24 protein-coding genes are annotated in these 26,438 nt (G+C 65.4%); 17 read left to right on the top strand and 7 right to left on the bottom strand.

What is annotated here, in order from left to right; translation table 11 throughout:
- Positions 1–77 precede the first annotated feature (77 nt).
- Entirely contained in the window at positions 78–3,548 is a 3,471-nt protein-coding gene (locus AABM56_RS00285) for an acyl-[ACP]--phospholipid O-acyltransferase (protein ID WP_263258544.1), read from the bottom strand.
- A gap of 268 nt (positions 3,549–3,816) precedes the next feature.
- On the opposite strand from AABM56_RS00285, the gene AABM56_RS00280 reads away from it, so the two are divergent.
- Positions 3,817–4,026, top strand: coding sequence for a cold-shock protein (locus AABM56_RS00280; RefSeq protein ID WP_007160189.1), 210 nt, complete (start codon positions 3,817–3,819; stop codon positions 4,024–4,026).
- A 413-nt stretch (positions 4,027–4,439) separates the two neighbouring features.
- On the opposite strand, the gene pap is transcribed toward AABM56_RS00280, so the two are convergent.
- Complete coding sequence (pap, locus tag AABM56_RS00275; protein WP_347883784.1) at positions 4,440–5,924, bottom strand: polyphosphate:AMP phosphotransferase; 1,485 nt, start codon at positions 5,922–5,924, stop codon at positions 4,440–4,442.
- A 196-nt stretch (positions 5,925–6,120) separates the two neighbouring features.
- Between pap and AABM56_RS00270 the strand changes: the two genes are divergently transcribed.
- From AABM56_RS00270 to AABM56_RS00235, 8 genes are all read left to right on the top strand, one after another.
- A complete protein-coding gene (locus AABM56_RS00270) occupies positions 6,121–7,086 on the top strand; it encodes a CHAD domain-containing protein (protein WP_133860270.1) in 966 nt (321 codons plus the stop codon).
- A 75-nt stretch (positions 7,087–7,161) separates the two neighbouring features.
- A complete protein-coding gene (locus tag AABM56_RS00265) occupies positions 7,162–7,425 on the top strand; it encodes a PepSY domain-containing protein (RefSeq protein WP_059313049.1) in 264 nt (87 codons plus the stop codon).
- 110 nt (positions 7,426–7,535) lie between these two features.
- A complete protein-coding gene (locus AABM56_RS00260) occupies positions 7,536–8,375 on the top strand; it encodes an STAS domain-containing protein (RefSeq protein ID WP_133860269.1) in 840 nt (279 codons plus the stop codon).
- A gap of 13 nt (positions 8,376–8,388) precedes the next feature.
- Complete coding sequence (locus AABM56_RS00255; RefSeq protein WP_347884139.1) at positions 8,389–8,811, top strand: STAS domain-containing protein; 423 nt, start codon at positions 8,389–8,391, stop codon at positions 8,809–8,811.
- A 4-nt stretch (positions 8,812–8,815) separates the two neighbouring features.
- Positions 8,816–9,169: an ATP-binding protein gene (locus tag AABM56_RS00250; RefSeq protein WP_133860267.1), complete on the top strand. Its 354-nt coding sequence runs from the start codon at positions 8,816–8,818 to the stop codon at positions 9,167–9,169.
- A complete protein-coding gene (locus AABM56_RS00245; protein WP_133860266.1) occupies positions 9,166–10,146 on the top strand; it encodes a SpoIIE family protein phosphatase in 981 nt (326 codons plus the stop codon). The genes AABM56_RS00250 and AABM56_RS00245 overlap by 4 nt, the downstream gene beginning before the upstream one ends.
- Positions 10,139–11,896: an ATP-binding protein gene (locus AABM56_RS00240; RefSeq protein WP_347883783.1), complete on the top strand. Its 1,758-nt coding sequence runs from the start codon at positions 10,139–10,141 to the stop codon at positions 11,894–11,896. Before AABM56_RS00245 ends, AABM56_RS00240 begins: the two co-directional genes overlap by 8 nt.
- Positions 11,889–13,001 (top strand): response regulator, encoded by a 1,113-nt coding sequence (locus AABM56_RS00235; protein ID WP_133860264.1) that lies wholly within the window; start codon positions 11,889–11,891, stop codon positions 12,999–13,001. Before AABM56_RS00240 ends, AABM56_RS00235 begins: the two co-directional genes overlap by 8 nt.
- Before the next feature lie 122 nt (positions 13,002–13,123).
- Here the strand turns inward: AABM56_RS00235 and AABM56_RS00230 are convergent, their stop codons facing one another.
- Positions 13,124–14,221, bottom strand: a complete 1,098-nt coding sequence (locus AABM56_RS00230; protein ID WP_263258548.1) for a hybrid-cluster NAD(P)-dependent oxidoreductase — start codon at positions 14,219–14,221, stop codon at positions 13,124–13,126.
- A gap of 326 nt (positions 14,222–14,547) precedes the next feature.
- Here AABM56_RS00230 and gbcA point away from each other — a divergent pair, with 326 nt between their 5' ends.
- The 4 genes from gbcA to AABM56_RS00210 all read left to right on the top strand — a co-directional run bounded on the left by gbcA (position 14,548) and on the right by AABM56_RS00210 (position 18,705).
- Positions 14,548–15,846, top strand: coding sequence for a glycine-betaine demethylase subunit GbcA (gene gbcA, locus AABM56_RS00225; RefSeq protein ID WP_133860262.1), 1,299 nt, complete (start codon positions 14,548–14,550; stop codon positions 15,844–15,846).
- Between the two features lie 82 nt (positions 15,847–15,928).
- Entirely contained in the window at positions 15,929–17,554 is a 1,626-nt protein-coding gene (locus tag AABM56_RS00220) for a methyl-accepting chemotaxis protein (protein WP_347883782.1), read from the top strand.
- Between the two features lie 97 nt (positions 17,555–17,651).
- Positions 17,652–18,284 (top strand): HAD hydrolase-like protein, encoded by a 633-nt coding sequence (locus AABM56_RS00215; RefSeq protein WP_347883781.1) that lies wholly within the window; start codon positions 17,652–17,654, stop codon positions 18,282–18,284.
- A gap of 10 nt (positions 18,285–18,294) precedes the next feature.
- Positions 18,295–18,705, top strand: a complete 411-nt coding sequence (locus tag AABM56_RS00210; RefSeq protein ID WP_133860259.1) for a DUF2141 domain-containing protein — start codon at positions 18,295–18,297, stop codon at positions 18,703–18,705.
- A gap of 732 nt (positions 18,706–19,437) precedes the next feature.
- Here the strand turns inward: AABM56_RS00210 and trpA are convergent.
- Positions 19,438–20,244, bottom strand: coding sequence for a tryptophan synthase subunit alpha (gene trpA, locus AABM56_RS00205; RefSeq protein ID WP_133860258.1), 807 nt, complete (start codon positions 20,242–20,244; stop codon positions 19,438–19,440).
- A complete protein-coding gene (gene trpB, locus AABM56_RS00200; protein ID WP_347883780.1) occupies positions 20,241–21,449 on the bottom strand; it encodes a tryptophan synthase subunit beta in 1,209 nt (402 codons plus the stop codon). The genes trpA and trpB overlap by 4 nt, the downstream gene beginning before the upstream one ends.
- A gap of 92 nt (positions 21,450–21,541) precedes the next feature.
- On the opposite strand from trpB, the gene AABM56_RS00195 reads away from it, so the two are divergent.
- Positions 21,542–22,438 (top strand): LysR family transcriptional regulator, encoded by an 897-nt coding sequence (locus tag AABM56_RS00195; RefSeq protein WP_133860256.1) that lies wholly within the window; start codon positions 21,542–21,544, stop codon positions 22,436–22,438.
- Positions 22,439–22,477: 39 nt separating this feature from the next.
- Here the strand turns inward: AABM56_RS00195 and AABM56_RS00190 are convergent, their stop codons facing one another.
- Complete coding sequence (locus AABM56_RS00190) at positions 22,478–22,801, bottom strand: YqjD family protein (protein WP_007160170.1); 324 nt, start codon at positions 22,799–22,801, stop codon at positions 22,478–22,480.
- A gap of 218 nt (positions 22,802–23,019) precedes the next feature.
- Here AABM56_RS00190 and AABM56_RS00185 point away from each other — a divergent pair, with 218 nt between their 5' ends.
- Positions 23,020–23,235: a dodecin gene (locus AABM56_RS00185; protein WP_017641514.1), complete on the top strand. Its 216-nt coding sequence runs from the start codon at positions 23,020–23,022 to the stop codon at positions 23,233–23,235.
- 44 nt (positions 23,236–23,279) lie between these two features.
- Positions 23,280–23,507 carry a DUF1161 domain-containing protein gene (locus tag AABM56_RS00180; RefSeq protein WP_263258551.1) on the top strand — a complete coding sequence of 76 codons (228 nt, stop codon included), beginning with the start codon at positions 23,280–23,282 and terminating at the stop codon, positions 23,505–23,507.
- Positions 23,508–23,594: 87 nt separating this feature from the next.
- Here AABM56_RS00180 and hmpA read toward each other — a convergent pair whose 3' ends face one another.
- Positions 23,595–24,764 carry an NO-inducible flavohemoprotein gene (gene hmpA / locus AABM56_RS00175; RefSeq protein ID WP_347883779.1) on the bottom strand — a complete coding sequence of 390 codons (1,170 nt, stop codon included), beginning with the start codon at positions 24,762–24,764 and terminating at the stop codon, positions 23,595–23,597.
- Between the two features lie 131 nt (positions 24,765–24,895).
- Here hmpA and norR point away from each other — a divergent pair, with 131 nt between their 5' ends.
- Positions 24,896–26,434 carry a nitric oxide reductase transcriptional regulator NorR gene (gene norR / locus AABM56_RS00170; RefSeq protein WP_133860253.1) on the top strand — a complete coding sequence of 513 codons (1,539 nt, stop codon included), beginning with the start codon at positions 24,896–24,898 and terminating at the stop codon, positions 26,432–26,434.
- Positions 26,435–26,438: the final 4 nt, after the last annotated feature.

Here is a 26,438-nt window from a genome sequence, read left to right as displayed (position 1 = left end):
AATGATTAGCCCCCTCATGATCGGCCAAACGGCGCCAGGCTTTAGGGTTCGCTGGCGCCGGATGAATGTTTTATCGCCTAGGCCTCCCCCGCCTCGCTCAAGCGCGTCTGCGCCAGCCGTTTCGCGCCGGCCACGTCGGCCTTGCCGGTCCCCAGTTTCGGCAGGCTGTCCACCGCCAGCCAGGCCGAAGGCAGCAGCAGTCCGCTCACCCCCTGGGCCAGCAGGGTCTTTTCCACTGCGGCGCCGTCCAGGGTGCCGGTATGCAGCACCACGATGCGCTCGCCCTTCCTGGCATCCGGCAGATTGACCGCCTGCAGCTCGATCTCCGGATCGGACACCGCCTTGGCCAGGGCCTGCTCCACGGCGCCCAGGCTGACCATCTCGCCGCCGATCTTGGCGAAGCGCGAATAGCGGTCGACGATGGTGAGAAAGCCGTCCTCGTCCAGCCGACCCTGGTCGCCGGTCACGTACCAGCGCTCGCCGTCGATCTCGCGGATCGCCTTGGCGGTGCGCTCGGGATCGTTCAGGTAGCCCTGCATCAGTTGCGGCCCGCCGATCAGCACCATGCCGGCCTCGCCGGTGGGCAATTCGGCAAAGGTCTGGGGGTCGACGATCTTGAAGCCGGTCCCCGGCAGCGGCATGCCCACGGTGCCGAGCTTGCCGCCGCGCTGCACCTGCAGGTAGCTCATGTCCAGGGCATCGGGCAGGTTGACCGAGGCCACCGGCGCGGTCTCGGTGGCGCCGTAGCCCTCGTAGATGTCCTGGTTGAACTTGAGCTTGAAGGCCTCGCGCACCGCCGGATCCAGGCGCTCGGCACCGGCCACCACGATGCGCAGACTCTCCAGCATCAGCGGATGCACCTTGGTGTTGCGCACGAACAGCCGCAGGAAGGTCGAGGTGCCGCAGAGCACCGTGGCGCGATGGGTCGCCACCGCCTTGGCGATGCCGGCCACGTCGGTGGGATCGGCCTGGCAGACCACCGGCACCCCCTCGATCAGCGGCAGGAACTGGGTCACGGTGAGGCCGAAGGCGTGGAACAGCGGCAGCGAGGCCATGAAGACGTCGTCGTCCTGGGTGTTGAGCACGTCCGAGGTCTGCTTGAGATTGGCCATGAGGTTGCTGTGGCTGAGCATCACCCCCTTGGGCGTACCCTCGCTGCCACTGGAGAAGAGGATCGCGGCGGTGGCCTCGGGATCGTGGGCGCGACTCACCAGCACCTGCAGCATGGCGGTGGGCAACAGCCAGACTGCCAGCCAGTTGGCCAGTAGCTCGGCCTTGCCGATGCCGGCGCGCAACTCCTCCAGATCCACCACCTCGCGTCCGGCCAGCAGCTCGTCCACCGGCAGACCGCGCTTGCGCAGGCGGTCGAGGAAGCGCGTCGAGGTGTAGACGGTACGGATACCGGCCTGGTCCAGGCCGGATGCCAGCGCCTCGGGCGTGGCCGTGTAGTTGAGATTGACCAGAGTCTTGCCAGCCAGCAGCACCGCCATGTTGGCCAGCATGCCGCCGCTGCTGGTGGGCAGCAGCAGGCCGAGATTGGCCTCGGGCCGCTTGCGCATCCGCCGCGCCAGGCAGGCGGCGCCGGTGAGCGCCTGGGCGGCCTTGAGCGGAGCGCCCAGGTCGTCGATCAGCGCCAGGCCATTGGGCCGGCGCTTGACGCTGGCGACCCAGGCATCGGCCAGCGACGGCAGGCCCTGCATGTAGCGCTCCCAGGAGCGGATCGACAACTCGAAGATCCGCCGCTTGAGCACATCGGCCGGAGTGTCCTTGGGCAACGCCTTGCCGAAGGCCACCACCACCTCGCGGTGCAGCGGGCTGTCTCGCAGCTCCTTGAGCTTGCTGGAAGAGCGCGAGAACTGGCTGCCCCAGAGGCCGCGCAGGTAGAAGGGCACGATCTGCACCTCGGGACCGACCCGCTCGCAGGCCTTTTCATAGCCGCGGCGGAATTCGCCGAGCTGACCGGTGCGGCTGATCGCCCCTTCCGGAAACAGGCAGACCACCTCGCCGGCGCTCAGCAGCCCGGCCACCTGCTCCAGCGCCGCGCCGGCGCCGGTGCCCTGGGCGATGGGCAGGCAGCCCATGGCCTTGAGGAAGGGCTTCAGGTACCAGCGCTCGTAGATGGCGCGCAGCATCACGAAGCGTACCGGGCGCGGACTGGCGATCTGCACCATGGCCCAGTCGACCCAGCTGATGTGATTGCCCAGCAGCAGCACCCCGCCCTGGGCCGGCAGGTTCTGCAGGCCCTGCACCTGGATGCGGTAGTGCCGGGTGACCATCAGGCCGAGCAGGAAACGCACCAGACTCTGGGGCAGCTTCCACACCGTGTAGGCGCCGCCGATCAGCGCCACGGCGGCGATCAGCAGCAGCAGCCAGCGACTGTCCAGACCAAGCAGGGCGATCACCGCGGTGAGCACCAGAAAGCTCAGCATGGCGACGTTCTGCACCCAGTTGTTGGCCGCCAGCACCGTACCGAGCTGGTCCTCGCGGGCATGGAACTGGATCAGGGCGTTGAGCGGGACGATGAACAGCCCGCCCATCAGGCCGATGAAGATGAAGTTGAGCGCATGCACCCAGGCCGAACTGGGCGCCGGCAGCCACCACAGGCCGAGGGCGATGCCCAGGGCGCCCACCGGGATCAGCCCGGTCTCGATGCGCCCACGCGAGGCCCGACTGGCCAGCGCCGAGCCGATGGCGATGCCGATCCCGGCGCAGGCCAGGATGCCCTGCAACAGCAGCACGTTGTCGATGCCCAGATGATCCTTGGCATAGGCCGGAAAGCTCGCCAGAAGCACCTGGCCCACCGACCAGAACACCGCCAGGCCGATGATCGACAGGCGGATCACCGGATTCTCGCCGATCACCGCCAGGTTGCGCCGGGCGGTCTGCAGCCGCAGATAGGCATGCCAGTCGAAGGGCTCGCGCGGCCTGGGCTCTTCCAGCAGCGGCAGGCGATAGAGCAGCGCTACCTCGGCCAGGCTGCAGAGCACCAGCAGCCAGCCCAGCGGCGCGATGTCCTGCAGGATCGCATGGGGCGTGGCCTGGCCCTCGCCCAGGTGCAGCTGGAAGAAGGCGGTGAAGACCACGGTGCCGGCGAGAATGGCGATGATGGAATTGGCCTGCACCAGGCCATTGCCCTCGGCCAGCCGCTGCTTGCCGAACAGCGCCTTGATGTAGCCGTACTTGGCCGGCGAGTAGAAGGTCGCCTGGATGGCCAGCAGGAGCGTCATGGCGAAGGCCAGTTCGAACAGCCCGGCATAGTAGGCCAGGGTGATGCCCAGGGTGATGGCCACCGCCGCCCAGCCGCCGAGGCGCAGCACCCGGACCTTGGCGAAGCGATCGGCCACATGGCCGGAGGGACTAAACAGCAGGATGAAGGGCAACAGCATCATGCCGTTGACCAGGGCGGTCAGCACCACCTGGGTGGAACCGTCATAGACCTTGAACACGGTGTTCTGGATGACGATCTTGTGGCCAAGATCGACGAAGGCGTTGAGAAAGACGGCGATCAGGTAGGGCCAGGCCCCCTTGATCCGGTGCAGCTTGTCCATGCGGAGTCTCTTTCGAGCAGGGGAATCCGTAGCCTGAGTGAGACGCTCTGGCAGCGCAAGCAGCGCCATTGGTCAACAAATATGCGAATCAGGGCTATACAAGCTCGCGAAAGCGAGTATGGTGTGGGCACTGCTACTGCAATAGTTACTCGATACCTGCTTGATGTTGCTTCATTTTCATCTCCTGGCTCGTCTCACTCTCGCATTACAGTCCCGCTAGCGAATGTCTCGCTAACGTGGTTGTTCCCCCTACACCCTGGAGATACTCATGTCCAATCGTGAAAATGGCACCGTCAAGTGGTTCAACGATGAAAAAGGCTACGGCTTCATCACCCCGGAAAGCGGCGCCGACCTGTTCGTGCACTACCGCTCCATCGAAAGCGCCGGCTTCAAGAGCCTGAGCGAAGGCCAGAAGGTCACTTTCGTGGCTGTCAAAGGCCAGAAGGGTATGCAAGCTGACCAGGTTCAAGTCGTCTAACGACTGATCCGGTTGCAGAAAGGCCCCACTTCGGTGGGGCTTTTTCGTTTCTGGGATTTAATGTTTTAGCCAACGTTGCCACGCTTCACGTCGTCCCTTCTTTTGGGCAACCCAAGGTACCGGCGCCCCCAATGCCCCTTCCAGCAAGGCGAACGCAATCGTTGCGCAAGGGGTCAAGCGGCATAGATGCCGCGAGAGTCGCGAGGGCCGGGGACGGCCCTTCGCGGCGGGCCCCTGGAGCGGCGATGGAGGGAGCGTACCCCGGCAAAGCCGGGGCCGAATGGATGAGCAAGCGTTTTTGTTTATTTTTTTAGCGATTGAAAAAAGTGAGTCGCCCGGCGGGGCGAAACAGAAGTGTCCCCAGTGCACGATAACGAGCTAAGCAACCGCTTCTACCGAAAGCCAGGCTTCACTCAACCCTTGTCATACGCCCGCTCCAACGCCTCGTTGAGCGTCCGCAACACCTTCACCCGCGCGAATCGCTTGTCGTTGGCCTCCACCAGCGTCCAGGGCGCGATGGCCGTGCTGGTCTGCACCACCATGTCGTTGACCGCCTGGCTGTAGAGATCCCACTTGTCCCGGTTGCGCCAGTCGTCCTCGGTGATCTTGAATCGCTTGAAGGGCGTTTCCTCGCGGGCGCGGAAGCGCTCCAGCTGGGTGTCCTGGTCAATTGCCAGCCAGAACTTGGCCAGCACGAGGCCGGCGTCGTGGAGCTGTTCCTCGAAGTCGTTGATCTCGCCGTAGGCACGCTGCCAGTCGGCGGCGGGTGTCAGCCCCTCGACCCGCTCCACCAGCACCCGGCCGTACCAGGAACGATCGAAGATGGTGAAATTGCCCTGCCGCGGGATATGCCGCCAGAAGCGCCAGAGATAGGGCTGGGCCAGCTCTTCGTCGCTGGGCGCGGCAACCGGGACGATGCGGTACTGCCGGGGATCCAGAGCACCCGTGACACGGCGGATGGCGCTGCCCTTGCCAGCAGCATCGTTGCCCTCAAAGGCCGCCACCAGGGCGTGGCGACGATACTTCTTGTCGCGCAGCCGCCGCGCCAGCCGGGCCTGCTCAGCGAGCAGCTGGTCCTCGTAATCGGCCTTGTCCAGGCGCTGACTCAGGTCCATGGCCTCCAGCACGCCGCGGCCATCGACCGGCGGCGGCAGTACCGCGGCGGCCTTGCGCTGCTTGCGCGGCTTGTTGGCCAAGGCGCGCTGCAGCGCCTTGAGCAGCACGGTGCCGACGGTCAGGCTGCGAAAGCGCTCGTCGAAACCGGGCACCACGTGCCAGGGGGCATAGTCCTGATGGGTTCGCCGCACCACGCGCTCGCCTTCCTTGACGAAGCGGTCGTAAACCTTGGCCTGGCGCCAGTCCAGCGGACTGAGCTTCCAGCCCAGGCGGGGATCGTTCTTGAGGTGCTTCAGGCGCTGCTTGAGCTGGGGCTTGGAGAGGTGGAACCAGAACTTGAGGATCAGCGCGCCTTCGTCGGCGAGCATGCGCTCGAAACGTTCCGCCTGGCCGATGGCGGCATCCAGCTCGACGCGACTGAGTTCCTTGTTAACCCGGCCGTGCAGCATCTGGCTGTACCAGTTGCCAAAGAACACGCCGATCCGCCCCTTGCCCGGCAGGCGCTGCCAGTAGCGCCACGCCGGCGGATGCTGGCGTTCCTCGTGGCTGGGCTGCAGAAAGGTCTCGACGCGGATCAGGCGCGGATCCATCCACTCGTTGAGCAGCTTGACGGTCTCGCCCTTGCCCGCCCCCTCGATGCCATTGATCAGCACGATCACCGGGAAGCGGCCTTGGGTCTTGAGTTCGTACTGGGCGGCCAGCAGCGCCTCGCGCAGCTTGGGCAGCTTGGCGTCGTAGGTGGCCTCGTCGAGCAGGTGTTCGTTTTCGGCGGCTTCGAACATCCGGATCTCCTTGCGCGGGTGGTCGGGCAACTATAGCCCTTCTGACCGACCCGACGGCAGGCGGTGCCCGGGCCGACGTCCATGACCGAAATATGACGATTAAATGAAATTTGGCATCTCCCGCTGTTGTAGCGGTCTTCCCACCGTTAGGCTCCCGCGCAGAGCGGGTCTGCCGTCCACCCATAAGGAGAGTTCGATGGCCTTTCGTTTCGATGCGCGGCAACCGGCTGACGAGGAAGTCCGCCGCGTGGTGACGGATCGTCTGGTACAGGCTGAGGCATCCCTGTCCAGCGGTACCCCCAAGGGCGTGCACGAGACGCGCAAGCGACTCAAGGAACTGCGCGCCCTCCTGCGGCTGCTGCACGGCGCCCTGGGCAAGCGCGCCTTCGCCAGTCGCAATCGGCGCCTGCGCGACCTTGGGCGCGAGCTGTCCTCGCTGCGGGACAGCGCCGCCCTGGTGGAAAGCTGGGACAAGCTGGGCGAGTCCGATCGCAAGAGATTCGCCTCGCCGGCCATGAAGCGCGTGCGCCAGCGCCTGCAGGAGCGCGCCGACCAGCAGATCGCCGCGGCCAGCGGCCATCCCGAGTTGCTCGAGGCGCTGACCGCCCTGCATGAGGAGGTGGCCGGTTGGAAACTCGCCGGCAAGGGCTTCGCCCTCTTCGCTCGTGGCCTGGAAGACAACTACAAGGCCGGGCGCCAGGCGCTCAAGACCGCACGCGACAAGCCCACCGACGATACCCTGCACGACTGGCGCAAGCGGGTGAAGGATCACTGGTATCACACCCAGTTGCTTGCCGCGGCCTGGCCGGCGGAGTTCAAGACTCGCCAGAAGAGCCTCAAGCGTCTTTCCGAATACCTGGGCGACGATCACGACCTGGCGGTGATGCAGCAGCTGTTGGTGGACGAGCCGACCCTGTTCGGCGCCAGCAACACCCGCCTGGCCATCGGCGAAAGCCTGGCCCAGCAGCGCGAGCGGCTGCAGGCGAAGGCCTTTTCCCTGGGCCTGCGCCTCTATCTGGACAAGCCCACCGCCCTTGCCGAGCGCTGGCGCGATCTCTGGCGCCTGGCCAGTCGCCCCTATACGCCGCGCAAGGTCAAGGATAGGCCCAAGTCGGCGCCGGTCGGACTGTTGCCGCACCTGGTCGAAGAATCGTCAGTCTAACGCCTGGGCCAGAGGGGATCTGTCGCGTCTGGTGGTGGTCCAACCCTAGGCATACCACCACGACGAGGTCTCGCGATGAAATCCAAGCTGCTCGCTTCCCTGTTTGCATGTTCCGTCCTGGCCAGCACCGCGGCCCTGGCCGACCAGCCCGGTGCCGACTGGATGCCCATGAACGACGTTAAGTCCAAGCTCATGGAGCAGGGCTACACCTCGATCAGCAAGATCGAAGCCGATGACGGTCAGTGGGAAGGCGAAGGCATGAAGAAAGATGGTATGAAGTACGACTTCCATGCCGACGCCAAGACCGGCAAGATCACCAAGGAAAAGATGGACATGTGATCCCCCGGGGATCCGATCGCGCGGTCGGATCCCTGTCTGCACCTGCCTCTTCCCACGCTTCCGCCCGGTCGGCCCATCCTGAGCCGTCTTCTCGTCACCTAGGAACCTTCATGTACAGTACCGCTTTGGTCGAGCTGCTGCGCACCCATGAGCGGCCGCTGCTCGATGCCTGGATCGGCGCCCAGCGCGCCGCCGGCATGCGCATCGACCTGCTTGACGAAACCACCATTCTGGCCAATTCCGCCGAGTTGCTGCGGCGGATCACCGTGGCCGCCGCCCAGGGCCTGGGCAATCTGCGCGAGCCGCATTGGCAGCCGGTACGGGCGCTGCTGGAGCGCTTCTCCTTCGACCAGAGCCGTGCGGGCCTGACGCCCGCGCAGACAGCGACCTTCGTCTTCTCGCTCAAGGAACCGCTGTTCAACCTGATCCAGAACGAGTGCGACGACCCGCTCGCCGAGATCTGGGCCGCCACCCGGCTGATCGACGATCTCGGCCTGTACAGCATGGAAAGCTACATGAGCGGCCGCGAGACGGTGATCCGCGAGCAGCAGGAAAGCATGCTGGAACTGTCCACCCCGGTGGTGGAGCTGTGGGACGGCATCCTCGCCATCCCGCTGATCGGGGCGCTGGATAGCAACCGCACCCAGGTGGTGATGGAGTCGCTGCTGGAAAAGATCGTCCAGACCGAGTCGGACATCGCTATCATCGATATCACCGGCGTGCCCACGGTGGACACCATGGTCGCCCAGCACCTGCTCAAGACGGTGACCGCCGCCCGCCTGATGGGTGCCCAGTGCATCATCAGCGGCATCCGCCCGCAGATCGCCGCCACCATCGTCCACCTGGGCGTGGACTTGGGCGATGTGATCACCAAGGCGTCCCTGGCCGATGCTTTCCGCCTGGCCCTGCGCCAGCAGGGCATGCGCCTGGCCGCCCCGATAAGGGTTTGAGGAACACGCCATGATCGAGCGGATTCCGATCCTCAAGCTGGGCCCCTTCCTACTGCTGAGCATCCAGGTCGACATGCATGACCAGCTTGCGCTGGACCTGCAGGAAGACCTCACCGAGCAGATTGTGCGGCACAAGGCCAAGGGCGTACTCATCGACATCTCAGCGCTGGAAATCGTCGACTCCTTCATTGGCCGGATGCTGTCCCACATTGCCCAGGTCTCGCGTATCCTCGATGCTAAGGTGATCGTGGTCGGCATGCAGCCGGCGGTGGCCATCACCCTGGTGGAGCTAGGGCTGTCGCTGGACGGCATCGCCACGGCGCTGAACATGGAAAAGGGCATGCGCCGGCTGGAAGCCATGGTCGCCGCGGACGAATCGCTTGAGGAGTCAGAGAGTGGCGAAGACACAGACGCTTCCACTCCGCCAGGAGACTGACATCGTGCTGATCCGTCAGCAGGTGCGCAAGGTCGCCGAAGCCATCCGCCTGGGCCTGATCTCCCAGACCAAAATCGTCACCGCGGCCAGCGAGATCGCGCGCAACGGCCTGGTCTACGGGCTGGGCGGCGAATGTCTGATCGAGGAGACGCAGCGCGCCGGCAAGCCGGCGATCCGTCTGGTGATCCGCGACCAGGGTCCGGGTATTGCCGATCTCGACCGCGCCATGGTCGATGGCTACACCTCGGGCAAGGGCCTGGGCCTCGGCCTGTCTGGCTCGCGGCGACTGGTGGACGACTTCCACATCGACAGCCAGCCCGGCCAGGGCACCACCGTCGAACTCTGGAAGTGGCGATGAACGACCAGCCGTGCAGCCTGGTGCTGCCGGTGACCACCACGGTCCATGTCGATGCTGCCCGGCGTGCCCTGGTCCGGCTGGCCACTAGCGTCACCACCGATGAAACCCGACTCGGACGCCTGACCATCGTCGCCCAGGAGCTGGGCTACAACCTGGTTCGCCATGCCGGGCACGGCGAGCTCCTGGCCACCCTGAGCGGCGAAGGCGTGCTGGATGTTCTGGCGGTGGATCGCGGCCCGGGCATGCACGACGTCGCCCGCTGCCTGAGCGATCACTACAGCACGGCGGCCACCCTGGGTGCCGGTCTGGGGGCGATCCGCCGGCAGTCCGATGTCTTCGACATCCATTCGCGACCCGGCCAGGGGACGGTGGTGCTGGCGCGCTTCCATCTGGCCGGAGCGCCCGGTACCCGGTTGCAGCATGGCGCCCTGTGCACGCCACACCCCGAGGAACAGGTCTGCGGTGACACCTGGGCGGTCAGCGGACGGCGCCTGCTGGTGTGCGACGGTCTGGGGCATGGCCAGCAGGCCGCCACGGCTAGTCGCCGGGCACGGGAGGTGTTCCTGCGCCATGGCACGCACCTACCGCTGCAGCGGCTGATGGAGAATCTGCACCAAGCGTTAATGGACACCCGCGGCGCCGCCCTAGCGCTGGCCGAGTTGGACCCGGACCAGGGCCAGGTGAGCTTTTGCGGCATCGGCAACATCGCCGGGCGCCTGCTTGGCAACACCTCGCGCAGCCTGGTGTCCAATAATGGCACCCTTGGCTACCGGATCGGGCGGATCCAAACCTACACCTACCCTTGGACACCCAGCAGCCTGCTGGTGCTGAACTCCGATGGACTGACGTCCAAGGTGGGACTGGGCGAGCACTCCGGGCTCGGGGCGCGCCATCCGGCCCTGATCGCCGCCCTCCTGCATCGTGATTTCCGGCGTTCCGCCGACGATGCCACCGTATTGGTACTCAAGCATGTCTGACGTCTTGCACCTGTTGACCCTCGCCCTGCGCAGCGAGCAGGACATCGTGCATTGCCGCCAGGCCGCCAAGCGCCTGACCGCGGCCTTGGACTGGCCGATGCTGGAGCAGATCCGCCTGGCCACCGCCGTCTCCGAACTGGCGCGCAACATCCATCAGTACGCCGGCAGCGGTCAGTTCGACTTCGCCCTGCTGCGTGACGAAGGCCAGCGCCTGCGCGGCCTGGAGGTGCGTGCGATCGACCAGGGTCCGGGCATCGCCGAGATGGAGGCCATCCGCGCGGGCAGCTATCGTTCCAGCACCGGCATGGGCATCGGCCTGCGCGGCGCCCAGCGGCTGTTCGATGACTTCGACATCCAGACCTCCCCTGCCGGTACCCGCATCACCGCCCGCAAGTACCAGGCGCCACTCGCCTTTCCCGAGGCGGCGCTGCTGCAGGCGCTGACGGCCGAATTGCAGGGCAGTCCGCCAGCGGATCCCTATCAGCAGATCCGCCTGCAGAGCGAAGAGCTGCTGCTGACCAACACCGAACTGCAACTGCGCCAGTCGGAACTGGAGGTCACCAACAAGGAGCTGGAAAACACCAACCAGGGCGTGGTGGCGCTCTATTCCGAGCTGGAAAAGGCCACCCAGGAACTCAAGGAGGCCAGCGAGGCGAAGACGCGCTTCTTCTCCAACATGACCCATGAATTCCGCACCCCGATCAACATCATCGAGAATGTCGCCAAGCTGCTCGCCAGCGGCGTGGACGGGTCGCTCAATGCCGAACAGCAGCGCCAGGTGCGCTTCATCAGCGACGCGGCGCTGGAACTGGCCAATCTGGTCAGTGAGCTGCTGGCCCTGGCCGAGGTGCAGTCCGGACGCCTGACCATCGTGCCCCAGCCCTTTACCCTGGCGCCCTTCATCGAGCGCCTCGAACAGTTCGCCGCGGCCCTGGCGCCGCGCTATTCCCAGGTCAGTTTCAGCGTCGCCCCGCCGCCTGCCGAGGTGCTGCTGGATACCGACGAGAGCCGGCTGTTCCAGGTGCTGCGCAACCTGATCTCCAACGCCTTCAAGTACACCCCCCGGGGCCAGGTGCGCATCCAGGTATTCCAGCCGGACGACGCCAGCCTGGAATTCCTGGTGGAGGACAGCGGCATCGGCATCGCCGCCACGGATCAGCAGAAAATCTTCGAGGAATTCGAGCGCATCCGCTCGCCGCACCTGACCCACATCGAAGGCACCGGCCTGGGCCTGCCCCTCGCCCAGCGCCTGGCCGTGCTGCTCGGTGGCGAGCTGTCCGTCGACAGCGCGGTCGGTCGCGGCAGTCGCTTCACCCTGCGTCTGCCACGCCACTACGCCAGCCACCGGGATGCCGCGCCGGAACCCGATCTCAGCGGTCTCACCGTGCTGGTGATCGAGGACAACGAGGGGGATCGCTATCTGGTCCGCCGCACCCTCGAACGCCTCAATCCGGTCCTGCTGGAGGCCGACAGCGCTCGCAGCAGCCTGGATCGCCTTAACGCCGTGCGCCCAGACATCATCATCCTCGACCTCGACCTGCCCGACATCAACGGCGAGGACCTGCTCGCCAGCATGGACTGGAGCATGCACCGGCGGGTGCTGATCAATACTGCCAAGCCGCTGGACGAGGCGGGTTGCCAGCGGCTGCAGGACTATTGCCACGCCATCCTGTTCAAGCATGCCCCCGATCACGCCGAGCGGCTGCTGGCCGAGGTCTGCGCCCTGGCGCGGAGCCTGTCCGATGACTAGCGCCCTGCGCCGCATCGTCATCATCGACGACACCGAAGCCAATCGCTATGTGCTGCGCAAGATCCTCGTCAGCCAGAGTCACTATGAGGTCCTGGAAGCAGCCAGCGGCGCTAGTGGCCTGGCGCTGATTGACGAATCCGTCGAACTGGTGATCATCGACGTCAATCTGCCGGACACCACCGGCTTCGAGCTGATCCAGGCCATCGAGCGCAAGTGCGGCTGGGGCCGGTTACCAGCCATCATCAACATCTCGGCCACCTTCGTCTCTGGCAAGGACAAGGCCCAGGGCTTTAATACTGGGGCTCAGGCCTACCTGACCCACCCGATCAATCCGGAAGAAGTGCTGGCCACTGTCGGCGCCCTGCTCAAGGCCAGCTCCCGGGTCGGGCACATGGAGCAGCAGCGCAATTCGGCTATCGCCCGCAGCGAGAACCTGCAGGCGGAAAAGGTCATGCTCGAACGCTTCATGAGATCGCTCAACCACGACCTACGCTCGCCGCTCACCGCCGCCACTATGGTGGTCAACCTGATGCAGCGCAGTCCGGCGCGGCGTACCGACGATCTGCTGCAAACCCTGCACGACAATTTGCAGCGCATGAACCAGATGATCACCGACGTGCTGGATATCAGTCACATGAGCCTGGGTGGCGGTGTCCGCCTCAGCGGTGATCCGCTGGTGCTAGGTCCGCTGCTGAACGAGGCCGCGGCCAATCTGCAGCTGCAATTCAGCAACCACCTCGATCTGCAGCTGGAGACGCCGGAGCTGGAGGTGCTGTGGGACAGATACGCCTTTCTGCGCATCTTCGACAACCTGGTGCTCAACGCCGCCAAGCACGGCGAGGCGGGGACGCCGATCTGGGTCCGCCAGTGGCTGGCGGATGATCAGGTCATGCTGGAGCTGCGCAACCTTGGGCAGTTTCCCGACGAAGTCCTGGCCAATCTGGCCACGCCCTATTTCATCTCCACCCGCAGTGACAAGCGCGGCTGGGGCCTGGGCCTGCCCATCGTCAAGGCGCTTAGCGAAAGCTTCGGCGGCGAGGCACGCTTCGCCAATGGCGCGGGCGAGGTGGTCATCACCCTGCACCTGCCGCTGCGTTTGGCCTAGCCCAGTGCCTACTGACCGAATGTAGGTTGGGCTGAGACAGCTCCACCGTTGAAGCCCAACATGGCAGGCTCGACCTGGGCAGCGTTGGGCTTTGCTCAGGTTCAGCCCAACCGCCTTCCTCCTCAGAACTCGATCTGCACATCCCCCTGCGGGATGCTGCAGCAAGACAAGATGTAGCCTTCGGCTTCGTCCTCCTCGGTAATGCCGCCGTTGTGGTCCATGACCACCTCGCCGCTCTTCTTGAGCACCTTGCAGGTGCCGCAGATGCCCATGCCGCAGGCCTTGGGAATGTGCAGGCCGAGCTTGGCCGCAGCGCCGTGGATGGTTTCGCCGGGGCCGATGTTGACGCTCTTGCCACTCTCGGTGAAGGCGATGTTGCACTGGGCTTCCAGGGGAATCGGCGGCAGCTCGGCCGCGGCATCGGCCTGTTCGGCCGCCTCGACCTTGGCTTCCGGCGGCGTCGCGCCAAAGGATTCCTCGTGGTAGTGGGTCATGTCGAAGTCCAGCTCGCGGAGCATGGTCTTGACGGCATTCATGTAGGGCGTGGGGCCGCAGCAGAAGATCTCACGCTCACGGAAGTCCGGCGCCATCAGCTCCAGCATGCGGCGGTCGAAGTAGCCTCGATAGCCGGCCCAGGACTCGCCGTGTTCGGTGCGCTCGCATACCAGGTTCAGGGCGAAGTTGTCGATCCGAGCGGCCATGTGCTCCAGCTCACCTTGGTAGATAATGTCGCGCGGAGTGCGGGCGCTGTGCACGAAGATCATGTCGACGCTGGCATTGGTGTCGTAGAACCAACGTGCCATAGACATCACGGGGGTGATGCCGACGCCGCCGGAGAGGTAGAGCACCTTGTCGGCGGGATAGTCGATGGCGTTGAACAGCCCGACCGGACCGTGCACCGCCAGATTGTCGCCGACCTTAAGGGTGTCGTGCAGCCAGTTGGATACCTGGCCACCTGGCACGCGCTTGACGGTGATGGAGAAGCTGTAGGGCACCGAGGGCGAGCTGGAGATGGTGTAGGAGCGCATCACCTGGCGGCCGTCGATCTCCAGCTCCAGGGTCACAAACTGGCCCGGCTTGAAGAAATACATCAGCGGGATTTCGGCGGTGAAGCAGAAGGTGCGTACATCCCAGGTTTCCTGGATGACCTTGACGCAGCGCACGGGGTGGCGGCCATTGGTCCAGGTCTGGGTGGTTACGGGATTGAGGAAGGTATTCATGACGTACCTCGACTGCCACTGGGGCTATTGGCGGCGATTCTGGGAGGGCCCCACGACCGCCACTTTCCCAATCGCGACATCCACATGCCGATGGCGACCGGCCCAGCAGTGGCAAGGGCTGGGGCGTCGTGAACAGCGTCGGCCATGTCGCCCATGAGCAAGGCCCCCTCCCAGCTCCGGCTTCACACTCCGCCCAAGCCGAACCTGAACAGCGCGCGACGGGCGAAACCTGGGTCATTCGGCGGCCCTGCCCCGTTGGCCAATAGCCTTGCAACACCGTGACCAACCACTTTCGCCACCCGCCGCGGTGGCCACGAGGATGTACGATGGACGTCAGCACCTTGAGTTTGGGCGACCCTCTCGATCCGGCCCGCAAGGCCACGGCCGAGATGCTGCGCACCCGCGAGCGCACCTACTCCCTGCCCCAGCCGTTCTACAACGACGAGCGCCTGTTCCAGATCGACATGCAGGAGATCTTCGGCAAGGAATGGCTGATCGCCGGCATGACCTGCGAGATCCCTACCAAGGGCAACTTCATCACCCTGCAGCTGGGTGACAACCCCATCCTGGTGGTCCGCGGTGCCGAGGGCAAGGTGCATGCCTTCCACAACGTCTGCCGCCACCGGGGTTCGCGCCTCTGCGTGAGCGACAAGGGCAAGGTCGCCAAACTGGTCTGCCCCTACCATCAGTGGACCTACGAGCTGGATGGCCGCCTGCTGTTCGCCGGCAGCGAGATGGGCGCCGACTTCAACATGGCCGACTTCAACCTCAAGCCGGTCCACGTCAAGACCGCCGGCGGCTACATCTTCATCTCCCTGGCCGATGAGCCACCGGCCATCGACGACTTCCTGCGTACGCTCGAGCACTACATGGAGCCGTACGACATGGAGAACGCCAAGGTCGCGGTGCGCACCGACCTGGTCGAGCAGGCCAACTGGAAGTTGGTGCTGGAAAACAACCGCGAGTGCTACCACTGCAGCGGCTCCCACCCCGAACTGCTGAACACCCTGCTGGAGTGGGACGACGTTACTGATCCGCGCGCCTCCCAGGCGTTCAAGGATCAAGTGGCCGCCTGCACCAGTCGCTGGGACGCCGACAACATCCCCTATGCCCATGCCAGCTTCGGCCTGCGCAACCGCATCGTGCGCATGCCGCTGCTCGCCGGCACTGTATCCATGACCATGGACGGCAAGCCTGGCTGCAAGAAACTCATGGGACGCATTAAGGACCCGGACCTGGGCTCCATGCGCATCCTGCACCTGCCGCACTCCTGGAACCACTGCATGGGCGATCACATGATCGTCTTCACCGTCTGGCCGCTGGGTCCGACTGAGACCGTAGTGACCACCAAGTGGCTGGTACACAAGGATGCTGTGGAAGGCGTCGATTACGATCCGGTTAATCTGCGCAAGGTTTGGGATGCCACCAACGACCAGGACCGCCGGCTGGCCGAGGAAAATCAGCGCGGTATCAACTCCAAGGCCTATCAGCCGGGTCCCTACTCCAAGACCTACGAGTTCGGCGTGATCAACTTCATCGACTGGTACAGTGAGCGCCTACTCAACAATCTAGGCGAGGAGCAGCCGGCGCCCCACCTGCATCAGGTCGGCTCTACCAGCGCATAAGTCAGATTTAAGACGAATGACCATCAAGTCACGGCGGCCCTAGCCGTTAAAGGGGGCCTCACTCTTCACCGGGGCTGCCGCCGTGACCTTTCGTTCCTTCTCCCTCGCCATTCGCAGCGTGTTGTGTTTCGGCCTGTTGGCCATCCTCGTCGCCAGCCTGGGCCTGTTCGGCCTGCTGCAACTGTCGCAGATCCGTGCCCAGGGCCAGGTAATCGAGACCAACAACGTGCCCAGCATCGTCGAAGCCGACAACCTCGCCCTGCAACTGGCCCGTACCCGGGTCGAGGTGCTGCGCCTGCTGGCCATTCCGGACGCCGCCACCGTCGCCAACACGCGCAAGAAGATCGACAGCATCAATGCCGACATCGGCGCGGGGTTCGGGCGCTATGAGAAACTCATCAGCGGCGATCGCGAGCGCCAGGCCTTCGACGGCCTGCGCCAGATCCATGGCGACTATGTCCGCTACACCGCGCAGCTGGCCGATCTGATTGGCGCCGGCAAGCTCGACGAGGCCCGCAGCCTGATCCAGACCAGCATGGCCCAGCTCGGCGTACAGATGAACGAGCGCACCGAAGCCCTGCGCAAGATCAACCAGGAAGACATCAAGGCGGCCTCCCAGCACTCCGGCGACACCTATGCCCAGGCCACCTCCATTACCTGGATGGTCATCGCCCTGGCCCTGGGTCTGACCGTGCTGCTGGCCTGGCGCCTGACCCTGAGCATGACCCGGCCCATCGCCGAGGCCGTGGCCGCCGCCCGGACCATCGCCAGCGGCGATCTGACCCAGACCCTGGATACCCGCGGTCACGACGAAGCCGCCCAGCTGCTGCAGGCCATGCAGCAGATGCAGACCAATCTGCGCGACACACTGGGGCACCTGGGCCATTCCGCTACCCAGCTGGCCTCCGCCGCCGAGGAAATGACCGCGGTCATGCAGGAGAGCGCCCACGGTCTGCAACAGCAGAACAGTGAGATCGAGATGGCGGCCACCGCCGTCACTGAGATGAGCCAGGCGGTGGACGAAGTGGCCGGCAATGCCACCTCCACCTCGTCCGAATCGCGCCAGGCCGCCGATACCGCGCGCCAGGGCCAGCGGCAGCTGGGCGATACCCTGGGCGCCATCGAGGTGTTGACCGAGAACGTGCTGGGTGCCAGCGAACAGGCCCGCCAGCTGGCCGAGCAGACCCGCAATATCAGCCAGGTGCTGGACGTGATCCGCTCGGTCGCCGAACAGACCAACCTGCTGGCGCTCAACGCCGCCATCGAAGCGGCGCGTGCCGGTGATGCCGGTCGCGGCTTCGCCGTGGTCGCCGACGAGGTCCGCGCCCTGGCCCATCGCACCGGCGAATCCACCCGCGAGATCGAAGGCATGATCGGCAGCATCCAGCAGGGCACCGGGCAGACCGTCGATGCGCTGCTGACCAGTGCCGACCAGGCGCGCCAGACCCGCGAGCAGGCGCAGTCGGCCAACGCCGCCCTGGCCGCCATCGCCCAGTCGGTGTCGGGCATCGACGAGCGCAACCTGGTGATCGCCAGCGCCGCCGAAGAGCAGGCCCAGGTGGCCCGCGAGGTGGACCGCAATCTGGTGCGCATCCGCGATCTGTCGGTGCAGACCGCTGCCGGTGCCGAGCAGACCCGCGCCGCCAGCCAGCAGCTCTCCGAGCTGGCAGTGGAGCTCAACGGCCAGATCCGCCGCTTCCGCGTGTGACCTGTCCGGCAGGGACACCCCTGCCGGATCCCGTCGCGGTGGCAAAACCGGGAGGCGACCGCTACGCTGGCGCCTTCGCCCACCGCGCCTCTCTCGCATGAGCTATCGCTACGTCATCTTCGACTTCGACGGCACCCTGGCGGACAGCCTGCCCTTTCTGCTGAGCTGCCTGGGCGAGCTGGCGCGAACCCATGGCTTTCGCCAGCCAGCCGCCGACGAGTGGCCCCGGCTGCGCGCCGCCTCCCTGACCGGTCTGCTCGACAGCCTGGGTATCCCCCTCTGGCAGGTGCCACGCATCGCCCGGCACTATCGCCGGCTGCTGGCCCAGCGGGGCGATCAGGTCCTGCCCTTCGCCGAGATTTCCGCCACCCTCGACCGCTTGCAGGCCAGCGGCCTGCAGCTGGGCCTGGCGACCTCCAACTCCGCCGCGGCCGTCCACCAGGTACTGCCCCAGGCCGGACATCTGTTCCCCGCTGGCGAATTCGACATCCCCCTGCTGGGCAAGGCCCGACGCCTGACCCGCCTGCTGCGCCGCCAGGGTGTCGCGCCGGCCGATGCGCTCTATGTGGGCGACGAGCTACGCGACCTCCAGGCCGCGCGCCGCGCCGGTCTGGGCTGCGCGGCCGTGGCCTGGGGCTATGGCTGCCCGGCGACACTGCGCGCCCAACATCCCGATCTCTTCTTCGAACAGCCGGCCGAGCTGCTGCGGCTGACGCCCTCTCCCTGCTGAAGGAATGCCCATGAAGTCTCTGTTGCTGGTCGCTGGTCTCTGTCTGAGCGGTCTCTTGCACGCCGCCGAACTGCAGGTGCGGGTCGAGACGGTCGACGCCTCGGGGGGCCAGCTACTGCTGGCGGTGTTCGACAGCGAAGCGGCCTGGAAGGAGCACAAGACACCGGTGGCCCAGGCCCATCTTGCCGCGCAGGCGGGTGCCCAGGAGCAGCGCTTCGAGCTGCCGCCCGGGCGTTATGCCGTATCGGTCATCCACGACAGCAACGGTAACAGCCAGCTGGACACCAATTTCATCGGCATGCCCACCGAACAATACGGCTACAGCAACAATCCGCCGCTGCGCATGCGCATGGCCACCTTCGAGGAATGCGCCTTCACGCTGCCCGCCACAGGCCTGCGCCAGCAGGTGACGCTGCGCTAGGCCACAGCAGTCATGCACAGCCTTCCAAACAGAAAATCAACAGAGTTATCCACAAGACTTTTAGCGACGATTGCTGAGCCCGGCGCTGAACAGACGTGGATAACTCATTGGGATGGCAGCAGAAATCCCTTGACTTGGGAATATCCCGAAAAACTGGTCAATATTTGATCGATTCTCTGTAAGCCGCACCAGCTCTGGCCTCTGGCACTAGACGAACAACCTATCCACAGCCCTATGCAGCTCTATTGTGGGTTGTGGAAAACAGCCGAAAGTGGATTGATCATTTTTTGTACGATCCTCTGCAGGCCTTGCCAGTCATGGCGTACAGGTCAGGTCCCACATCTTTTCCACAGGCACGCACACAGCAGATGTGGGAAAACCCGGAGGCCGGGTCCGCTTTCAGCCGTTCGAGTGACCTGAATCGAATTGGCTATTTATTGATCAACTTTTCCCGAGCAATCGCCTGATCGGTTGCTGACAACTTGCCCAGGGCTTATCCACAGCCTTTACCTGTCAGGCAATGACGGCAAAGCGATCCGGTGTTCGCAGCCTGACTCGGCGGATCAAGCCGTAACGTATTCGATCAACAGGCCGAGTACCCGTCCAGCCCTTCTGCCACGCGGTTCTGCGTTGAAAGCGAACAGACTGCCCACAGGGTTATGCACAGCTTGCTGGTTGTCCAGACATAAAAAAAGACCGCCTGAAGCGGTCTTTTGGAGAGCTGGCGAAGGCCTAGCGCGCGGTGCGTACGCTGTCCGACAGCTGCTTGCAGAGGCCAAGCACGCCGTCGATGGCAGCGCCCGAGGACGCAGCCTTGGCGATCTGGTCGACGAACGCCGAGCCCACCACCACACCATCGGCGATGCGGGCGATCACCCGCGCCTGCTCGGGGGTACGGATGCCGAAGCCGACGGCCAGGGGCAGGTCGGTGAAACGGCGCAGGCGCGCCACGGCGGCCTCGACGTGCTCGGTGGTGGCCGAGCCGGCACCGGTCACCCCAGCGACGGACACGTAGTAGACGAAGCCGGAGCTGGTGTTGAGTACGCGTGGCAGGCGGGCGTCATCAGTGGTCGGAGTGGTCAGGCGGATGAAGTCGATGCCGGCGGCCTGGGCCGGCAGCGCCAGCTCGGCGTCGTGCTCGGGCGGCAGGTCGACCACGATCAGGCCATCCACACCCGCTTCGGCGGCTTCCGCCAGGAAGCGCTCCACACCATAACGATGGATGGGGTTGTAATAGCCCATCAGCACCAGTGGCGTCTCGCCTTCCCCGCGGCGGAAGTCGCGCACCATCTCCAGGGTCTTGGCCAGATTCTGGCCCGCCTGCAGGGCCCGCAGGGCAGCGGCCTGGATGGCCGGGCCGTCAGCCATGGGATCGGTGAAGGGCATGCCCAGCTCGATGACGTCGGCACCGGCCGCCGGCAGGCCCTTGAGGATGGCCAGTGCGGTGTCGTAGTCCGGATCGCCGGCGGTGGTGTAGGTGACCAGGGCCGCGCGGCCCTCGGCCTTCAGCGCGGCGAAGCGGGTTTCCAGGCGGCTCATAGCTTGTCTCCCAGATGACTCATCACGGTCTGCATGTCCTTGTCGCCGCGGCCCGAGAGGCAGATCACCATCAGGTGGTCCTTGGGCAGGTGCGGCGCGCGCTTGTAGGCCTCGGCCAGGGCGTGAGCCGTTTCCAGCGCCGGAATGATCCCCTCCAGGCGGCAGGTCTGGTGGAAGGCCTTGAGCGCCTCGTCGTCGTTGATCGGTACGTATTCCACGCGCTTCACGTCGTGCAGGTGGGCGTGCTCCGGGCCGATGCCGGGATAGTCCAGGCCGGCGGAAATGGAGTGGGCATCGATGATCTGGCCATCGTCGTCCTGCAGCAGGAAGGTACGGTTACCGTGCAGTACCCCGGGCACCCCGCCGTTGAGGCTGGAGGCATGCTTGTCGGTGTCGACGCCGTGGCCGCCGGCCTCGACGCCGATGATGGCGACGTCTTGGTCATCGAGAAATTCGTGGAACAGGCCCATGGCATTGGAGCCGCCGCCGACGCAGGCGATCAGGCTGTCGGGCAGGCGTCCTTCCTTCTCTAGGATCTGCGCGCGGGTCTCGCGACCGATCACCGCCTGGAAATCGCGGACCATGGCCGGATAGGGGTGCGGACCGGCCACGGTGCCGATCAAGTAGAAGGTGTCGGCGACGTTGGTTACCCAGTCGCGCAGCGCCTCGTTCATGGCGTCCTTGAGGGTGCCGGTACCGGACGTGACCGGAATTACCTCGGCGCCCAGCAGCTTCATGCGGAAGACGTTGGTCTGCTGGCGATCGATGTCGGTGCTGCCCATGTAGATGACGCAGGGCAGGCCGAAGCGCGCGGCGACGGTAGCGGTGGCCACACCGTGCATGCCGGCACCGGTCTCGGCGATGATGCGGGTCTTGCCCATGCGCTTGGCCAGCAGGATCTGGCCAATGCAGTTGTTGATCTTGTGCGCGCCGGTGTGGTTCAGCTCTTCGCGCTTGAGATAGATCTTGGCGCCGCCGAAGTGCTCGGTCAGGCGCTCGGCGAAGTACAGCGGATTGGGACGACCGACGTAGTCGCGCTGGAAGTAGGCCAGCTGCTCGAGAAACGCCGGATCCTCCATGGCGGTCTCGTATTCGCGCTGCAGATCGAGGATCAGCGGCATCAGGGTTTCGGCGACATAGCGACCACCGAACTGGCCGAACATGCCTTGAGCGTCGGGGCCCTGGCGATAAGCGAACTGGGTCATGGGGTTCTCCTATGAAGATGGATCTACCTTACCCGCTTGAGTGCCGCGGATAAATCGATAAGATCGTGATGATCCGTTAGGAAATCTCACAGATGAGCGATGCCCGCGACCTGCCTTCGCTGAATGCCCTGCGCGCCTTTGAGGCCACCGCCCGTCTGGGTGGCATGAGTCGCGCCGGCAACGAACTGCACGTGACCCATGGCGCCGTGAGCCGCCAGATCCGTGCACTGGAGGAACAGCTGGGAGTGGCGCTGTTTCGCCGCGAAGGCCGGGGATTGGCGCTGACCGAGGCGGGGCTGCGCCTGCGAGAGGTGAGTGGCGAGGTCTTCGAGCGCTTGCGTGAGGTGAGCGCCGAACTCAAGGCCGGCAGTCGCCGGGGGCCGTTCGTGCTGGGCTGCCCGGGCAGCCTGGTGGCGCGCTGGTTCATTCCGCGGCTGGATCGCCTCAATCGCGATCTGCCGGAGCTGCGCCTACACCTCTCGACCCGTACCGACGACACCCCACTGGCCGCCGCCGGCCTGGATGCCAGCCTGTTGTTCACCGAGACCGCACCCCCTCCGGACGTCCTACCCTATCACCTGGCGCCCGAGCGCATCGGGCCGGTGCTGAGTCCCTACTGCCCGGCCTATCTGCGGCTCAGGGAAGGCGACCTGCAGGCCTTACTGGCCGAACGGTTGCTGCACACCCTGTCACGGCCCCAGGCCTGGCCACAGTGGTTTGCCACCCAGGGCCTGGAGGCGCCGGTGCTGGATTACGGGCAGGGCTTCGAGCACCTCTATTACCTGCTGGAGGCGGCGCTGTCGGGATTGGGCGTGGCGATCGCACCGGAGCCACTGGTGGCGGCGGATCTGAAGGCGGGCAGGCTAGTTGCGCCCTGGGGCTTCGCCGCGACCGGTGCGGAGTTGGCGCTATGGGCGCCGGGTCGGCTGGCGGATGAGCGGGTGGAGCGGTTGGCGGCCTGGCTCAGAACCGAGCTGGCCGAGCGCTAGCGCCTGAGGCATCCCTTGGGATGCCTCGGACTGCCACTATCAGTGGTCGCCGCGCAGCAGTGCCCAGCCGACTAGGACGGTCACGCCAGCAGCAATGCCGACGGTGGCCCAGGGATGTTCGCGAGCCACGCCACTGGCGGCGCGACCGTACTGACGGGTCAGACGACGCACGTCGTCATAGACTTCTTCCAGCGAATCGCCCGAATGATGCAGGGCTTCGCGAGCGGTGCTCTTGAAGGAATTCAGGCTGCTGCGGGATTCGCGTGCAGCGTTCTTCTTCAGCGATGCCAGCGAGTCGAGCAGGCTGTTGATTTCGTTCTCGATGCTGGCGATGGACGCCTGGTAATCGGTATTACGGGCCATGACAACCTCCTGGGATGGACGGATTCAGGAAATGTGACTACCGAGGCGTTGGAAAGTGCTGCAAAGCAGTGGGCGAGAGCCTGGGCAGTGAACTTATCGGGGCCTTTCGCGGCCTCAAATGTCAGAAGCACCCTTCCCGGCGAGTCGACCGCGACACCGGTCTACGCGTTGCCGGTTATCCGCTGCAGCGCCCGTCATTGCTGACCCAGGAGATTTTCATGTCCGATCATCACACCTACAAGAAGCTGGAAATCGTTGGCTCTTCCACCACCAGTGTCGAGGACGCCATTAATAATGCCCTCGCCGAGACGTCCAAGTCGGTGAAGAACCTGGAATGGTTCGAAGTGGGTGAAATCCGCGGTCACATCCAGGACGCAAAGGTGGCGCACTATCAGGTCACCCTGAAGATCGGCTTCCGTATCGAAGCCAGCTGAGTAGATACTCAAGACCTCCCTCCCCTCGCAAAAGGACAGGCAAGATGCGTAGAGTCGTGATTACCCTCGGTTTGTTTGCCCTGAGCAGCGGTGCTTTCGCCGCTAGCACCTCGTGCGACACGGTCAAGGCCGATATCGATGCCAAGCTGCAGGCCAAGCAGGTAGCGCACTACAGTCTCGAGGTGGTAGACAAGGGCAGCGCCAGCGCCTCCGCCAAGGTGGTGGGCAGCTGCGAAAGTGGTAGCAAGGAAATCGTCTACCAGCGTCGCTAGGTCGCTGACGGCAAGGCGCCGCTCAGAGACGGCACCCTGGCTCTCGAAGAAACGCCCACGGTCGCCAGACCGTGGGCGTTTCTGCTTTCAGAGATCCGTGGCGGGACCAAAGAACTCGTGACGGATCTGCTGCTCCGGCACCCCCAGCTCCAGCAGATCACGCCGCACCTGGGCCATGAAGGGCTGCGGGCCGAGGACGTAGGCGTCCAAATCGCGACCCTTGGGCAACCAGCGCTGCAGGCGCGCCCGGTCCAGCCGCGAAGCGTAGACCTCTTCCGCCACCGGCTCGCTGTAGCAGAAGTACAGCTGCAATTGCGGATGGTGGGCGGCCTGCTCTTCCAGCCAGTGGCCGAAGGCCTGCACCCCGACATGGCGGGTGCAGTGGATCAGCTGGATCGGTCGCCCGCTTGGCAGCGCCGCCGACACCATGGGCAGCAACGGCGTGATGCCGACCCCGCCGGCGATCAGCAGCAGCGGCCGGGTGGAATGCTGCAGGACGAATTCACCGGCCGGTGCGAAGACCTGCAGCACGCTGCCTTCGTGGGCATCGGTGTGCAGGAAGCGCGAGACCACCCCACCCGGCTGATGCTTGACGCTGATCCGGTAGCCACGGCCATCGCTGGCCGCCGAGATCGAATAGTTGCGCCGGTATTCCACCCCATCGAGGATCACACTCAGTCCCAGGTACTGGCCGGGCTGGGCGATGCTGGTGGGCAGGCCGTCCACCGGCTCCAGGTAGAAGGAGCTGATCTCTTCGCTTTCCGGCTCGATCCGGGCGATGCGGAACGGCCGCCCGCCACGCCAGCCACCGGGCGCCTCGGCCTGGGCCGCATAGCGGTGTTCCTCGGCGCCGATCAGCAGATTGGCCAGTTGGCCATAGGCGGCGGCCCAGGCGTCGATCACGGCATCGGTAGCCACCTCGGCTCCCAGCACTTCGCGGATGCTTTGCAGCAGGGCGATGCCCACCAGGGGATAGTGATCCGGCTGCACCTGCAGCGAGACGTGCTTGTTGACGATCTGCTCCACCAGCGGTCCCAGGGTGTCCAGCCGGTCGATGTAGCGGGCATACATGAGTACCGCCCGGGCCAGCGCCCGCGCCTGGGCACCACTGGCCTGGTGGGCGCCGTTGAACAGCGGACGGATCTCGGGGTTGTCGCCGAGCAACTTGTCGTAGAAATGCCGGGTCAGGGCCTCGCCGCCGGTTTCCAGCAGCGGGACGGTAGCCGTGATGATGGCTTTTTGGTCTGATGACAGCATGGCAGGGATCTCCAAACAGGACTGCCCTGGCCGTATCACGAGTCGTGCCAACCAAAAAACTGCGCTAGATCAGTCTTTTATCCGGGGACCTGGTCATAATGACCAGGTCCCTATGACTCGCCGAGGTCAAATTGACCCGTACCACCCTGCTCGAAGCCATGGTGCCACTGGTGGCGGATCTGGCCCGCGACCTACCCGATCAGCAGCGCTATGCCAACCTGCTCGACGCCCTGCGCCAGGTCCTGCCCTTCGATGCGGTGGCCCTGCTACGACTGGATGGCGAGGTGCTGGTGCCCCTGGCGGTGCGCGGGCTCGCGGCCGATACCCTGGGCCGCCGCTTCAAGGTCGGCGAGCACCCGCGCCTGGCGCTGCTGCTGGCGAGTCGCGCGCCCACCCGCTTCGCCCTCGATTGCGACCTGCCCGATCCCTACGATGGGCTGGTGGAAGGCGTGCAGGGGCATCTGGAGGTCCACGACTGCCTGGGCTGTCCACTCTATGTGCAGGACCAGCTCTGGGGCCTGCTGACCCTGGATTCGCTGCAGGCGCAGAACGCCCAGCCCGAGGATCTCACCACCCTGGCGGCCTTTGCCGGGCTGGCCGCCGCCACCGTGGCCGCCGCCGAGCGCATCGGCCAGCTCTCCGCGCGCATCGTCAGCGAGCACGAGCTGACCGTGGCCTATCAGCAATCGGTGGGGCACCAGCGGCCTCGCGAACTCATCGGCCAGAGTCCGGCCAGCCTGCGCCTGCGCCAGGAGATCGAGACCGTGGCGGCCAGCGATCTGACCGTGCTCATCACCGGCGAGACCGGGGTCGGCAAGGAACTGGTCGCCGAAGCCGTGCACGCGCGCTCGCTGCGCCAGCAGCGGCCGCTGATCAGCCTCAACTGTGCGGCCCTGCCCGAGGCGCTGGTGGAAAGCGAACTCTTCGGCCATGTGCGCGGTGCCTTTTCCGGGGCCGTCAGCGAACGCCGCGGGCGCTTCGAACTGGCCGATGGCGGCACCCTGTTTCTCGACGAAGTCGGCGAATTGCCACTGACGGTGCAGGCCAAGCTGCTGCGGGTGCTGCAGAGCGGCCAGTTGCAGCGGCTGGGCTCGGATCGCGATCTCAAGGTGGACGTGCGCATCATCGCCGCCACCAATCGCGACCTGGCCGACTGCGTGCGTGCCGGGCGCTTTCGTGCCGATCTCTACCATCGCCTGAGCGTCTATCCGCTGGCCGTGCCGGCCATGCGCGAGCGTGGCCGCGACGTCCTGCTACTGGCCGGTTTCTACCTAGAGCAGAATCGCGCCCGCCTGGGCCTGCGCGGCCTCCGGCTGACCCCCGCGGCGCAACGGACCCTGCTGGCCTACGACTGGCCGGGCAACGTGCGCGAACTCTCTCACCTCATCAGCCGGGCGGCGCTTAAGGCCCATGCCGGCAGCGAGGAACGCGGCGGCATCCTGACCCTGGACAGCGATCAGCTCGGCCTGCCACTGGGCAGCACGGCCCTGCCCGATGAGGATCCCGCCCTGCCCGCCGCCTCCCTGCGCGAAGCCACGGAGGCCTTCCAGCGGCAGACCATTACCCTGGCCCTGGAACAGCATGGGCAGAACTGGACCCTGGCCGCCGCCGCCCTGGGGCTGGACCGCGCCAACCTCGCCCGCCTGGCGCGGCGGCTCGGGCTCAAGTAGCGCT

Source organism: Pseudomonas aestiva, assembly GCF_039908605.1.
Classification (GTDB): domain Bacteria; phylum Pseudomonadota; class Gammaproteobacteria; order Pseudomonadales; family Pseudomonadaceae; genus Chryseomonas; species Chryseomonas aestiva.
This window is presented reverse-complemented; position numbering and strand designations above follow the sequence as displayed.